Genomic DNA, 13665 nt, shown 5'->3' with positions numbered 1-13665 from the left:
GCGTAGAACCCACCACCGACAGCGCCCCGCCGGCCGACCGGCGGGGCGCCCGCTTCTCCGGGGAGCCGTGGGTCACGAGGCGTCGTCGAGGGCGTCCCGGATCACATCCGGCTTGTTGGTGATGATCCCGTTCACGCCCATGCCCGCGACCGAGACCGCCGACGGAGCGTCGTTGACGGTCCAGGTGTAGACCTCCAGCGGCTTGTCGTGCGCCCCGTGCACCGACCGCACCGCGGCCACATAGCCGGCGTCGATGGTCTTGTAGCTGGGGTTGATCTGGTCGGAGAACTCGGCGTACTCCGGCAGGTCGGCGACGGCCGGGGTGCCCAGGAAACCGGTCTTGACGTCCGGCCGCAGCCGGTGGACCGACCGCACGGAGTCGGCGCTGAAGCTCTGGATGATCAGCCGGCGCTTGTGCCGATGGTCCAGCCAGCCCTCTCTTCGCAGCTCCCGCAGCGTCTGGCGTTCGATCCCCGGATAGAGCTCAGGAGCCTTGAGCTCCAGCAGGAGCTTTTGGTGATTGTCCGAAACCCGGTCCATGTACTCCTCCAGGGTCGGCACCGTCTCGCCCTGGAATTCGGCGCCGAACCAGCTTCCGGCGTCCAGCTTCTCGATCTCGTCGAGGGTGAAGTCGGAGATGTTCCAGGGCGCCCGGTCCGGGAAGATCTGCTCGACATCGGTGGTCCGGCTCAGCGTGGTGTCGTGCATCACGATCAGCTCGCCGTCCCTGGTGCGCTGGACGTCGTTCTCCACCCAGTCGATGCCCAGGTCGTCGGCGGCGTCGACGGCGGCCAGGGTGTTCTCGGGGGCGTACGCGGAGGCGCCGCGATGGGCCACGGTGACCGTGTGGTGGTGCGTCTGCCCGGTGGCCTGGGCCGTCGCCGTGGCCGTGGGGAGGAAGAGCGCGGACATCCCGATGAGTGCGCCGGTTAACGCGGCTGCCGGGCGGATCTGCATACGGACTCCTCGCGTCGTCTGACTCTCGTCCGACTCATGGACGGGCAGAGGGTCCCAGATGCGCGGTAGCGGGGGATAGATATCGGATGGACGGAAAATTCGTGTCACGGGCGACATCGGGCGCATGATCATATGAATCCGGCCAGAGGGCCGGGGGTGGGCCGCGCATGGGATACGGCCCGCCGTTGTCAGTGGCGAGTCGTACGGTTGGTCTCATGCGGCCCGTAACTCAGCTCGAACGCAAGGTGGCGCCCTTCGAGGTCGTCAGCCCCTATCAGCCCAGCGGTGACCAGCCCACCGCCATCGCCGACCTCGAGCGGCGCGTCCGCGGGGGTGAGAAGGATGTCGTACTGCTCGGCGCGACCGGCACCGGCAAGTCCGCGACCACCGCATGGATGATCGAGAAGCTTCAGCGGCCCACGCTGGTCATGGCCCCGAACAAGACGCTGGCCGCCCAGCTCGCCAATGAGTTCCGCGAGCTGCTGCCGAACAACGCGGTCGAGTACTTCGTCTCGTACTACGACTACTACCAGCCCGAGGCGTACGTCCCGCAGTCGGACACTTACATCGAGAAGGACTCCTCGATCAACGAGGAGGTGGAGCGGCTGCGCCACTCGGCGACGAATTCGCTGCTCACCCGGCGTGACGTGGTCGTGGTGGCATCCGTCTCCTGTATCTACGGCCTCGGTACGCCGCAGGAGTACGTGGACCGCATGGTGCCGCTCAAGGTCGGCGAGGAGATCGACCGCGATCAGTTGCTGCGTCGCTTTGTCGATATTCAGTACGCCCGTAATGACATGGCGTTCACCCGGGGCACCTTCCGGGTCCGCGGCGACACCATCGAGATCTTCCCGGTCTACGAGGAGCTCGCGGTCCGCATCGAGATGTTCGGCGACGAGATCGAGGCGCTCTCCACGCTCCATCCGCTCACCGGCGAGGTGATCAGCGAGGACCGGGAGCTGTATGTCTTCCCGGCCAGCCACTATGTGGCCGGGCCCGAGCGCATGGAGAAGGCCATCGCCGGGATCGAGGCCGAGCTCACGGAGACCCTGGCCCGGCTGGAGAAGCAGGGCAAGCTGCTGGAGGCCCAGCGGCTGCGGATGCGCACCACCTACGACATCGAGATGATGCGCCAGATCGGCACCTGCTCGGGCATCGAGAACTACTCGCTGCATATCGACGGCCGTGAGTCCGGCTCCCCGCCGCACACCCTGCTGGACTACTTCCCGGAGGACTTCCTCCTGGTCATCGACGAGTCGCATGTCACGGTGCCGCAGATCGGCGCGATGTACGAGGGCGACGCCTCCCGTAAGCGGACCCTGATCGAGCACGGCTTCCGGCTGCCCTCCGCGCTCGACAACCGCCCGCTGAAGTGGGAGGAGTTCTTGAAGCGCGTCGGCCAGACGGTCTATCTCTCCGCGACCCCGGGCCCGTTCGAGCTCTCCCGGGGCGATGGCTTCGTGGAGCAGATCATCCGCCCGACCGGCCTGATCGACCCCGAGGTCGTCGTCAAGCCGACCGAGGGCCAGATCGACGATCTCATCCATGAGATCCGCACCCGCACCGAGAAGGACGAGCGCGTCCTGGTCACCACCCTCACCAAGAAGATGGCCGAGGACCTGACCGACTACATGCTCGAGCTGGGCATCCAGGTGCGCTATCTGCACAGTGATGTGGACACCCTGCGCCGGGTCGAGCTGCTGCGCGAGCTGCGCGCCGGTGAGTTCGACGTGCTGGTGGGCATCAACCTGCTGCGGGAGGGCCTCGACCTTCCGGAGGTCTCCCTGGTCGCCATCCTCGATGCCGACAAGGAGGGCTTCCTGCGCTCGGGCACCTCGCTGATCCAGACCATCGGCCGGGCCGCTCGTAACGTGTCGGGCCAGGTGCATATGTACGCCGACAAGGTCACCCCGGCGATGGCGAAGGCCATCGACGAGACCAACCGCCGCCGCGACAAGCAGATCGCGTACAACAAGGCGAACAAGATCGATCCGCAGCCGCTGCGCAAGAAGATCAACGACATCGTGGCCCAGATCGCCCGCGAGGACGTCGACACCGAGCAGTTGCTGGGCACCGGCTACCGCAAGATGAAGGACGGCAAGGACGCGAAGACCCCCGTGCCGACGGCCGGCGGCAAGGCGGCCAAGGGCGGCAAGGCCGCCAAGGGCAAGGCCAGGGAAGAGGTGCTCACCGACCGGCCCGCGGCCGAGCTCGCCGAGCAGATCGAGGAGATGACCGACCGCATGCGGGCCGCGGCTGCGGAGCTCCAGTTCGAGGTGGCGGCACGACTGCGCGACGAGGTGTCGGAGTTGAAGAAGGAGCTGCGGCAGATGAGGGAGGCGGGAGTCTCCTGACGACCGGGCGCCCCGGCACTGCGCCGGGGCGCCCGCAGCTTCGCTGTGTTGCAAGACCGACACAAAAGCCCGCTCGTCCGGCCGGAGCCCTGGCGGCAGTGCATAGGGTTTTCGGAGGGCCGTGCATACGGCGCGGCCACGGCCGCACACCCGCGGCGGCCACGGGGAATCGAGAGACGAGAGTAGGGACAGCGCGTGACGGTCAACATGTCCAAGGGACAGGCCATCAGCCTGGAGAAGGCCGACGGGGGCGCCCTGACCGCGGTGCGGATGGGGCTGGGCTGGCAGGCGGCGCCCCGCCGCGGGCTGTTCGGCTCCCGTACGAGGGAGATCGACCTCGATGCGTCGGCCGTCCTCTTCGCCGACAAGCAGCCGACCGATGTGGTCTTCTTCCGCCACCTGGTCAGCGATGACGGCTCGGTCCGCCACACCGGTGACAATCTCGTGGGCGGTGCCGGGCAGGGCGGCGACGACGAGGCGATCCTGGTTGATCTACAGCGGGTGCCCGTCCACATCGACCAGATCGTCTTCACGGTGAACTCCTTCACCGGCCAGACCTTCGCCGAGGTGCAGAACGCGTTCTGCCGGCTGGTGGACGAGACCAACGGCCAGGAGCTCGCCCGCTACACCCTCACCGGTGGCGGGCAGTACACCGCCCAGATCATGGCCACGGTCCAGCGCGCGGGCGGCGCCTGGCAGATGAAGGCGGTCGGCGAGCCGGCCAACGGGCGCACCTTCCAGGACCTGATGCCGCACATCGTGCCGCATCTGTAAAAACGCCTGTCCCCGCCGCCCGGACGAGTGGCGGGGACAAGCCAGCAGGCGGATCCGCCCCGGAGGCGAACCGCCCGGATGAACGCGTCGGCCCGGTGGAGCACAGCTCACCGGGCCGACGCGCTCACCGCACACCTACGGCATCAGCGGAATACAACGAGGGGACGCAGCCATGACGGCCGAGCTGGTCCGAGGGCAGAACCACCCCCTGCCCCAGACCCGTTTGGAGATCCGGATCTCTGCGGGCAATCCGATCGTGGCCGGGGCGACACTCGGCGATGAGCGGGGCACGGTGCACGGCGCGGAATGGGTCGCGCATCCCGCCTCGCCCCAACTGGCCGGGATAGAGGTGCCCAAACAGGCGGCGGCCGACCACCGGCTCGCCGTCGACCTCGACGCGATGCCCGGCCATATCCACCGGGTCACCGTGCTGCTCGCGCTGCCGGTCGGCGTCGGCGGCCCGGCCCGGTTCGGCGTCATGGCCGCGCCGTTCGTCGCCGTCACCGGCCTCGACGGCACCGAGATCGCCAGCTACACCATCACCGATCTGGACTCGGAGTCCGCGGTGACCGCCCTGGAGCTCTACCGCAGGCAGGGCGCCTGGAAGGTGCGCGCCGTCGGCCAGGGGTACGCGGGCGGGCTGGCCGCCATGCTGCACGACCAGGGGCTGGCGGAGGCCACGGACCTCGCGGCGCGGATCAACGAGGCGGTGGCGCGGGGCATGGCCCGCTCGGTCGCCCAGCCCCCGCCCCGCGCCGAGGGCGACGGCCGGGTGCGCACGGCCGCCGCGGGTGGCGCCGACCCGGCCCCGGTGGGCGCCGACCCGGCCCCTGCGAGCGGCGGCGCCGACCCGGCCCCCATGGCCGCCGACCCGGCCCCCGCCCAGTCGCAGACCCCGCCGCAGCAGCCACAGGGCACGCCCGCCGCCGGAGGGCCGGTCAACTACGAGCACCCGGGCCGCCGTAAGGCCGCGCCGCCCACGCCCGCCCCCACCGCGCCGCCCGCCGCCCCCGGACAGCCCGCCCAGCCGGTCGCGGGCGACGCCTCCGGCTGGACCATGGACGAGCGGCTCTACAACCAGGTCTGGGGGATGTTCGAGGACCTGGCCCGGACGGCCGCGGCCTACCGCAGCGCCGTGGACTTCGCCGAGTCCCGGATGGAGCAGGAGCTGGACCGGGTGCTCTCCGACCCGCGCACCCGGGTGGGCCCGGCCGCCGACTCCGCCCGTGCCGCGGCGCGCGCCAAGCACACCGACCTCGTCGAGCAGGCCCGCGCCGCCCTCGACCGCGATCTGGCGCAGCTCACCGCCGAGGCCGAGGTGGTGGAGCCCGCGCTGCCGCCCGCCTACGCGCGCTGGGACAGCCCGGTGTGGCAGGCGTACCAGGTGCCGATGGAGGTCCCGATGGCCCTGCGGGTGGGCGATCTGCACCTTCCGGAGCGCACCGACTTGCGCATCCCCATGCTGGTGCGGCTGCCGCTGGAGCGGGGGCTGTGGATCGACGCGGGGCGTTCGGGCGGGTTCGACGAGGGGCCGGCCGACTCCGGTGAGCTGCGCAGGCTGGCCGCGGTCGCGGCGGTCGCGATCGCCGCGCGGCTGCTGGCCGTCTATCCGGCGGGGGAGATCGCGGTGCATGTGATCGACCCGGCGGGTTCGGCCGCGGGCTCGTTCGCCCCGCTGGTGGGGTCGGGTGCGCTGGCCGAGCCGCCGGCCGCCGGGGCCCAGGGGGTCTCCACGGTGCTGGCCGCCCTGACCCGGCGCGTCGACCTGGTGCAGATGGCGGTCCGCAGCGGTGCCACGGACGCGCTGCCGCCCGATCTGGACACCGCCGAGCAGTTGCTGATCGTCCACGACTTCCCGCACGGCTTCGACGACCGGGCCGTCACCCAGTTGCGCTATCTGGCGGACGAGGGGCCCGCCGTGGGCGTGCATCTGATGATGGTCGCCGACCGTGAGGACGCGCGGGCCTACGGTCCGGTGCTGGACCCGCTGTGGCGGTCGTTGCTGCGGCTCACCCCGGTCGCCGACGACCACCTCGCCGACCCCTGGGTGGGCCATGCGTGGACGTACGAGCCGTCGATGGTGCCGCGGGGCAGCCGGGTGCTGGAGCAGGTGCTGGGGGAGGCGGGCCGGGCCGCGAAGGCTCTGAAGGCCGCCAGGGCCCGCCCGTCATATGGCAACTGACCTGGGCTTTTGTCCATCTCTTTACTCTTCCATGGGAATTCCTGTACTCTCGGATACGCGGAGGGGAGTACTCCTGTAGCGGTGTTCCCGTCACCACGGATTCCGTCCGGCCCCAGGAGGCCGGACGGAATCCCGGGGCGCCGGTCCGTGGCACGGTCCATGGGCGGAAGAGACCTCCGGCAGCGACGACGCTGAGACTGCCGTACGAATGCCGGAGGAACTGTGGACGTTTCCGTGACCATGTGGGGGCTGACGATCGTCGGCCTCTGCGCCCTCATCGCCGCCGACTTCTTCATAGGCGGCCGCAAGCCGCATGAGGTCTCCATCAAGGAGGCCGGGATCTGGACGGCCGTCTGGGTCGCCCTCGCCGCGCTCTTCGGGCTCGGGCTGCTGGTCTTCGCCGGCGGTCAGCCCTCCGGTGAGTTCTTCGCGGGCTTCATCACCGAGAAGTCGCTGAGCGTCGACAACCTCTTCGTCTTCGTCCTGATCATGGCGAAGTTCTCCGTGCCGACGATCTACCAGCAGCGTGTGCTCATGGTGGGCGTGCTCATCGCCCTTGTGCTGCGCGCGGTCTTCATCGCCGCCGGTGCCGCGATCGTCTCGACCTTCTCCTGGGTCTTCTTCATCTTCGGCGCCTTCCTCATCTGGACGGCCTGGAAGCTCGTCCAGGAGGCCCGGGCCGGTGAGGAGGAAGAGGAGTTCGAGGAGAACCGGCTGCTCAAGGCGGTCGAGAAGCGATTCCCGTCCACCGACCAGTACCACGGCACCAAGCTGTTCATCATGGAGAACGGCAAGCGGCTGATGACCCCGATGCTGATCGTCATGCTGGCGATCGGCACCACGGACGTCCTGTTCGCGCTGGACTCGATACCCGCGATCTTCGGCCTCACCCAGGACCCGTACATCGTCTTCACCGCCAACGCCTTCGCGCTGATGGGTCTGCGCCAGCTCTACTTCCTCATCGGCGGCCTGCTGAAGAAGCTGGTCCACCTCTCGTACGGGCTGTCGATCATCCTCGGCTTCATCGGCGTCAAGCTGGTGCTGCACGCGCTGCACGAGGCCGGGGTGCATGTCCCGGAGATCAGCATCCCGGTCTCGCTCGGGGTCATCTGCGCGGTGCTCGCCGTCACGACGGTCACCAGTCTCTACGCCTCGAAGAAACAGGCCCTGGCGGAGGCGGGGAGCGGGGAGGGTCGGGCCCGGGACAAGGACAGCGTCGACGTCTGACGGCGTCTTCCGCGGCGTCACCGCCCTGACACGCCCGACGGCGTCAGAAGGCGTACGGCGACTGTCCGCGTCCCGGATCCGGGAGACGGCTCACACGGCCGCCTCCCCGGCCTCCAGAGGCCGTACGGCCGATCGTCCACCATCCGGACGGTCGGCCGTCGGCCGTGTCTCCGGCAGCACGGCGAAGCAGCCCAGGCTCAGCAGCGCGGCGGCGGTCAGATACGCGGCGACGCCCCAGGGCGGCCCGTCACCGTGGGACATCGCCGTCGCCACGATCGGCGTGAGCGCCCCGCCCAGGACGCCCGCGAGGTTGTAGCCGAGCGCCGCTCCCGTGCAGCGCACCCGCGCCTCGAACAGCTCGGGCAGATAGGCCGAGGTCACGGCGAACATGCTGATGAACGCGAGCAGCGCGCCCAGGATGCCGAGGAACATCAGCGGCGGCTCACCGGTGCGCAACAGCGCGACCAGCGGAAACATCCACACCATGGTGGCCACGCAGCCCACCAGGCACAGCGGCCGCCGCCCGAAGCGGTCGCCGAGATGGGCCGCCAGCGGCGTCAGGGCGCCCATGACCGCCACGGCCGCCATGATGCAGCCCAGCAGGGTGGTGCGGGCGACACCGAGCCGCTCGGTGCCGTACGCCAGGGACCAGGTCGTGACCGCGTAGAAGACGGCATAGCCCACCGCGAGCCCGCCCGCGGTCAGCAGGACCAGCCGCCAGTGGCCGCGCACCACCTCGGCCAGCGGCGCGGCGGCCCGGTCGCCCTGCTCGGCCAGCTCCTGGAACCGCGGGGACTCGGTCAACTGGGCCCGCAGCAGCAGCCCGGCCGCCGCCAGCAGCCCCGCGCCCCAGAACGGCACCCGCCACCCCCAGGACCGGAACTCGGCGTCGGTCAGCGTGGCGGACAGGGCCAGCATCGTGCCGTTGGCCAGCAGAAAGCCGACGGCCGGGCCGACCTGCGGAAAGCCCGACCACAGCCCGCGCCGCTCCGGGGGCGCGTGCTCGGCGGTCAGCAGCACCGCGCCGCCCCATTCGCCGCCGAGCCCCAGCCCCTGGAGAAAGCGCAGCACGAGCAGCAGGGCGGGGGCGGCGATGCCGATCGAGTCATAGGTCGGGACGAAGCCCACGGCGACGGTCGCGACGCCGGTGAGCAGCAGGGAGGCGATGAGCACCGGCCGGCGCCCGTGGCGGTCGCCGATGGGCCCGAAGAGCATCGAACCCAGGGGCCGGGAGACGAAGCCGACGGCGAAGGTGCCGAAGGCGGCGAGGGTGCCGGCCAGCGGCGAGAAGGTGGGGAAGAACAGCGGGCCGAGGACGAGGGCCGCGGCCGTGCCGTAGACGAAGAAGTCGTAGAACTCGATCGCGGTGCCGGCCAGGGACGCGGCGGCGAGGCGGGCCATGGACGGAGAGCGGTCATGGTGCATGACGCGACAACCGCCCTGGCCCGCCAGGGGTCACGGGGCGTACGGAGGCGCGCGGCGCTCTGGGGCCGTGCGCGCGCCACCGGCGCCGCTACCAGCCGCGCTCGCGCCACTCCGCGAGATGCGGGCGCTCGGCGCCGAGCGTGGTGTCGTCGCCGTGGCCGGGGTAGACCCAGGTCTCGTCCGGAAGCCGGTCGAAGAGCTTGGTCTCGACGTCGTTGATCAGGCTCTCGAACGCCTTGGGGTCCTTCCAGGTGTTGCCGACGCCGCCCGGGAAGAGGCAGTCGCCGGTGAACACATGCGGATGGCCGTGCGGGTCGTTGTACACCAGGGCGATACTGCCGGGCGTATGGCCGACCAGATGGCGCGCGGTCAGCTCGACCCGGCCGACCCGCACCGTGTCGCCGTCCGCGACCGGCACATCGGTGGGCACCGGGATGCCCTCGGCGTCGTACTGGCCCGCGTAGGTGCGGGCGCCGGTGGCGTCCACCACCTCGCGCAGCGCGCTCCAGTGGTCCTGGTGGCGGTGGGTGGTGACGACGGAGGCGATGCCGCTCTCGCCGATCAGGGAGAGCAGGGTGTGCGGCTCGGCGGCGGCGTCGATCAGGAGCTGCTCGTCGGTGGCCCGGCAGCGCAGCAGATACGCGTTGTTGTTCATGGGGCCGACCGCGACCTTCGAGATCATCAGATCGGGCAGTTCGTGCACATCCGCCGGTCCACCGACCGTCACTACTCCGCTGTAGGTCATGGCCTCAGCCTAGTGCGGGGAGGACGGGCAAGGAGCCGTTCGGGCAGGAGAGGCCGGAGCCGTCCGTACGGCCGGTGAGCCAGCCCAGCAGGGCGGCGGGCGAGCCGGTGACGGTGACCGGGGACTCCCCGGGGGCGGCGGGGCGGCCGGTGTGCCGGACGTCCCCGTCACCGGGCCCGGTGGCCAGCCGCAGCGGGGGAATATCCGGGCGCCCGGCGAACCTTGTACGGATGAGCAAGGTGAGCTGGCTCTCGACGAAGGTGGCGGGCAGATCCGCCACGGAGTAGCCGATACCGAGATCGACATGGTGCAGCTCGACCTCGGCGAGGCGGCGCAGTGGCAGCCTGGCCGCCGGCTCCCGGACCCCGCCGCGCAGGGTCACCTCGTACGGCAGGCACTCCGGGGGCAGCGCGGTGGCCGCCGCGTCGAAGCGGGTCGCGCTGGTGCGCAGGTCGTCCAGGTGGACGGCGAGCGGCCGGGCGGCGTCGCGCCGGATCTCGGCGTCGCGCGCCCGGGCGTCGGCGTACATCGGGGTCTCCTGGCCGGTCCGGGCCCAGGTGAGCAGGTTCACCAGGGCGTCGGCGTTGCGGGCCAGGTGGGCCAGGACATGGCCGCGGGTCCAGCCGGGGAGCTCCGAGGGGCTCGCGAGGGACGCGTCGTCGAGAGCGGCGACGGCGGTCAGCAGCCGATCCGTCGCCTCCTGTACGGCGAGGGCGTCCCTGACGTAGTCGGTCATGACCCGACCGTAGTCCGCACCACACGATCGGGTGAAGTCGGCTCCCGTCGCCAGCAAATCGAATGTGCGTGCTATAGGCTCGGTGTGCTGCATCCTTAAGACATCGTCGTCGTGCCCCCATACCCTGGGTTGGGGGTTTCGCTCCGCTCCGCCTCTGCTCCGTCCGGCAGGGCCGCCCCGGCGAGCGGGCTCGGCGCACCCCGTCTCTCTCAAGAAAGGTGCCGACCGGCGTGGCCGACCGTCTCATCGTTCGTGGCGCTCGCGAGCACAACCTCAAGAACGTCTCACTCGACCTTCCTCGCGACTCGCTCATCGTCTTCACCGGGCTGTCCGGGTCGGGCAAGTCGTCCCTCGCGTTCGACACGATCTTCGCCGAGGGGCAGCGCCGCTACGTCGAGTCGCTCTCCTCCTACGCCCGCCAGTTCCTGGGGCAGATGGACAAGCCCGATGTGGATTTCATCGAGGGCCTGTCCCCCGCGGTGTCGATCGACCAGAAGTCGACCTCGCGCAATCCGCGCTCGACCGTCGGCACCATCACCGAGGTCTATGACTACCTCCGGCTGCTGTTCGCCCGCATCGGCAAGCCGCACTGCCCCGAGTGCGGCCGTCCGATCGCCCGCCAGTCGCCGCAGGCGATCGTGGACCGGGTGCTGGAGCTCCCCGAGGGCAGCCGTTTCCAGGTGCTCTCCCCGCTGGTGCGCGAGCGCAAGGGGGAGTTCGTCGACCTCTTCTCCGATCTCCAGACCAAGGGCTACAGCCGCGCCCGGGTGGACGGCGCCACGATCCAGCTCTCCGACCCGCCGAAGCTGAAGAAGCAGGAGAAGCACACCATCGAGGTGGTCATCGACCGCCTCACCGTCAAGGACAGCGCCAAGCGCCGGTTGACCGACTCGGTGGAGACCGCGCTCGGCCTCTCCGGCGGCATGGTGATCCTCGACTTCGTGGACCTCGACGAGGACGACCCGCAGCGGGAGCGGATGTTCTCCGAGCATCTGTACTGCCCGTACGACGACCTGTCCTTCGAGGAGCTGGAGCCGCGCACCTTCTCCTTCAACTCGCCCTTCGGCGCCTGCCCGGACTGCACCGGCATCGGCACCCGGATGGAGGTCGACCCCGAGCTGATCATCCCGGACGAGGAGAAGTCGCTCGACGAGGGCGCCATCCACCCCTGGTCCCACGGCCACACCAAGGACTACTTCGGGCGGCTGGTCGGCGCGCTCGCCGACGCCCTCGGCTTCCGTACGGACATCCCCTGGGCCGGGCTGCCGCAGCGCGCCAAGAAGGCGCTGCTCAACGGCCACCGGACCCAGATCGAGGTCCGCTACCGCAATCGCTACGGCCGCCAGCGGGCGTACACCACGGCCTTCGAGGGCGCGGTGCCCTATGTGAAGCGGCGCCACTCGGAGGCGGAGAGCGACGCCAGCCGGGAGCGGTTCGAGGGCTATATGCGCGAGGTGCCCTGCCCCACCTGTGAGGGCACCCGCCTCAAGCCGATCGTTCTCGCGGTCACCGTGCAGGACAAGTCCATCGCGGATGTCTCGGCGATGTCGATCAGCGAATGCGCCGAGTTCCTGCGCGCCATGGAGCTGAGCCCGCGCGAGAAGACCATCGCCGAGCGCGTCCTCAAGGAGGTCAACGAGCGGCTGAGGTTCCTGGTCGATGTCGGCCTGGACTACCTCTCGCTCAACCGCGCCGCGGGCACCCTCTCCGGCGGCGAGGCCCAGCGCATCCGGCTGGCCACCCAGATCGGCTCCGGTCTGGTCGGGGTGCTCTATGTGCTGGACGAGCCCTCCATCGGCCTGCACCAGCGCGACAACCACCGGCTGATCGAGACGCTGGTGCGGCTGCGCGACCTCGGCAACACCCTGATCGTCGTGGAGCACGACGAGGACACCATCAAGACCTCGGACTGGGTGGTGGACATCGGCCCGGGCGCGGGTGAGCACGGTGGCAAGGTGGTGCACAGCGGGCCGCTGAGCGAGCTGCTGGTCAACGAGGACTCGGTGACCGGGCACTATCTGTCCGGCAAGAAGGCCATCCCGCTGCCGTCGGTGCGCCGGGCCGTGGACCCCAAGCGGCATCTGACGGTCCACGGCGCCCGGGAGAACAACCTCCAGGACATCGACGTGTCCTTCCCGTTGGGGGTGCTCACCGCCGTCACCGGTGTCTCCGGATCGGGTAAGTCCACGCTGGTCAACGACATCCTCTACACCCATCTGGCCCGCGAGCTGAACGGGGCGCGGGCGGTTCCGGGGCGGCACACCCGGGTCGCCGGTGACGATCTGGTCGACAAGGTGGTCCATGTCGACCAGTCGCCCATCGGCCGCACCCCGCGCTCCAACCCGGCGACGTACACCGGCGTCTTCGACCATGTGCGCAAGCTGTTCGCGGAGACGATGGAGGCCAAGGTCCGCGGGTACCAGCCCGGGCGGTTCTCCTTCAACGTCAAGGGCGGCCGCTGCGAGAACTGCTCCGGTGACGGCACCATCAAGATCGAGATGAACTTCCTGCCGGATGTGTATGTGCCGTGCGAGGTCTGCCATGGCGCGCGCTACAACCGGGAGACCCTGGAGGTGCACTACAAGGGCAAGTCCATCGCCGAGGTGCTGGACATGCCCATCGAGGAGGCCCTGGACTTCTTCGAGGCGGTGCCCACCATCGCCCGCCATCTGCGCACGCTCAACGAGGTCGGGCTGGGCTATGTCCGGCTCGGGCAGCCCGCGCCGACCCTGTCCGGCGGTGAGGCCCAGCGCGTCAAGCTGGCGAGCGAGCTCCAGAAGCGGTCCACCGGCCGCACGGTGTACGTCCTGGACGAGCCGACCACCGGTCTGCACTTCGAGGACATCAGCAAGCTGATCACCGTGCTCTCCGGCCTGGTCGACAAGGGCAACACCGTGATCGTCATCGAGCACAACCTCGATGTGATCAAGACGGCCGACTGGGTCGTGGACATGGGCCCCGAGGGCGGCAGCGGCGGTGGTCTGGTGATCGCCGAGGGCACCCCGGAGGAAGTGGCCTCCGTCCCGGCCAGCCACACCGGGAAGTTCCTGCGCGACATGCTGGGCGACTGGGTGAGCGACGCGACGGTGCCCGCCGCGCGCAACGGCGGAGCGGCCGCCAAGAAGGCGCCCGCCAAGAAGGCCGCCAAGAGCACGGCGGCCAAGAAGACCGCGGCGAAGAAGACCACGGCCAAGAAGGCGGCGGCCAAGTCCACGGTGGCCGCCAAGCGGACGGCCGCGAAGTAGCCCCCGGCCCCTGCGATCGC

9 protein-coding genes are annotated in these 13665 nt (G+C 70.1%); 5 read left to right on the top strand and 4 right to left on the bottom strand.

The window, feature by feature from the left end; translation table 11 throughout:
• Window positions 1–72 precede the first annotated feature (72 nt).
• The gene (locus tag ACK1X7_RS13780) at window positions 73–957 is read right to left on the bottom strand and encodes a glycerophosphodiester phosphodiesterase (RefSeq protein ID WP_413115129.1); all 885 of its coding nucleotides are present in this window, start codon (window positions 955–957) and stop codon (window positions 73–75) included.
• A gap of 215 nt (window positions 958–1172) precedes the next feature.
• Between ACK1X7_RS13780 and uvrB the strand changes: the two genes are divergently transcribed.
• From uvrB to ACK1X7_RS13760, 4 genes are all read left to right on the top strand, one after another.
• Window positions 1173–3311: an excinuclease ABC subunit UvrB gene (gene uvrB / locus ACK1X7_RS13775; protein WP_398159303.1), complete on the top strand. Its 2139-nt coding sequence runs from the start codon at window positions 1173–1175 to the stop codon at window positions 3309–3311.
• 195 nt (window positions 3312–3506) lie between these two features.
• On the top strand, window positions 3507–4085 hold the full coding sequence (locus ACK1X7_RS13770) for a TerD family protein (protein ID WP_216345673.1): 579 nt from the start codon (window positions 3507–3509) through the stop codon (window positions 4083–4085).
• 172 nt (window positions 4086–4257) lie between these two features.
• Window positions 4258–6267: a TerD family protein gene (locus ACK1X7_RS13765; protein ID WP_390792975.1), complete on the top strand. Its 2010-nt coding sequence runs from the start codon at window positions 4258–4260 to the stop codon at window positions 6265–6267.
• Between the two features lie 222 nt (window positions 6268–6489).
• Complete coding sequence (locus ACK1X7_RS13760) at window positions 6490–7494, top strand: TerC family protein (RefSeq protein ID WP_385142420.1); 1005 nt, start codon at window positions 6490–6492, stop codon at window positions 7492–7494.
• A 90-nt stretch (window positions 7495–7584) separates the two neighbouring features.
• On the opposite strand, the gene ACK1X7_RS13755 is transcribed toward ACK1X7_RS13760, so the two are convergent.
• The 3 genes from ACK1X7_RS13755 to ACK1X7_RS13745 all read right to left on the bottom strand — a co-directional run bounded on the left by ACK1X7_RS13755 (window position 7585) and on the right by ACK1X7_RS13745 (window position 10400).
• Window positions 7585–8895, bottom strand: a complete 1311-nt coding sequence (locus ACK1X7_RS13755) for an MFS transporter (protein ID WP_385142454.1) — start codon at window positions 8893–8895, stop codon at window positions 7585–7587.
• 112 nt (window positions 8896–9007) lie between these two features.
• The gene (locus tag ACK1X7_RS13750) at window positions 9008–9664 is read right to left on the bottom strand and encodes an MBL fold metallo-hydrolase (RefSeq protein WP_385142423.1); all 657 of its coding nucleotides are present in this window, start codon (window positions 9662–9664) and stop codon (window positions 9008–9010) included.
• A gap of 4 nt (window positions 9665–9668) precedes the next feature.
• Window positions 9669–10400, bottom strand: coding sequence for a maleylpyruvate isomerase family mycothiol-dependent enzyme (locus ACK1X7_RS13745; RefSeq protein ID WP_385142426.1), 732 nt, complete (start codon window positions 10398–10400; stop codon window positions 9669–9671).
• 230 nt (window positions 10401–10630) lie between these two features.
• Between ACK1X7_RS13745 and uvrA the strand changes: the two genes are divergently transcribed.
• Window positions 10631–13645: an excinuclease ABC subunit UvrA gene (uvrA, locus tag ACK1X7_RS13740; RefSeq protein WP_390792977.1), complete on the top strand. Its 3015-nt coding sequence runs from the start codon at window positions 10631–10633 to the stop codon at window positions 13643–13645.
• The last annotated feature ends 20 nt before the right edge of the window (window positions 13646–13665 follow it).

Source organism: Streptomyces sp. CY-1 (genome assembly GCF_047218265.1).
Classification (GTDB): Bacteria; Actinomycetota; Actinomycetes; order Streptomycetales; family Streptomycetaceae; genus Streptomyces; species Streptomyces niphimycinicus.
This window is presented reverse-complemented; position numbering and strand designations above follow the sequence as displayed.

What these genes read in the sequence shown, in the direction of transcription:
- ACK1X7_RS13780 (WP_413115129.1), bottom strand. Translation starts at nt 957, where the DNA reads ATGCAGATCCGCCCGGCAGCCGCGTTAACCGGCGCACTCATCGGGATG.
- ACK1X7_RS13755 (WP_385142454.1), bottom strand. Translation starts at nt 8,895, where the DNA reads ATGGCCCGCCTCGCCGCCGCGTCCCTGGCCGGCACCGCGATCGAGTTC.
- ACK1X7_RS13745 (WP_385142426.1), bottom strand. Translation starts at nt 10,400, where the DNA reads ATGACCGACTACGTCAGGGACGCCCTCGCCGTACAGGAGGCGACGGAT.
- uvrB (WP_398159303.1), top strand. Translation starts at nt 1,173, where the DNA reads ATGCGGCCCGTAACTCAGCTCGAACGCAAGGTGGCGCCCTTCGAGGTC.
- ACK1X7_RS13765 (WP_390792975.1), top strand. Translation starts at nt 4,258, where the DNA reads ATGACGGCCGAGCTGGTCCGAGGGCAGAACCACCCCCTGCCCCAGACC.
- ACK1X7_RS13750 (WP_385142423.1), bottom strand. Translation starts at nt 9,664, where the DNA reads ATGACCTACAGCGGAGTAGTGACGGTCGGTGGACCGGCGGATGTGCAC.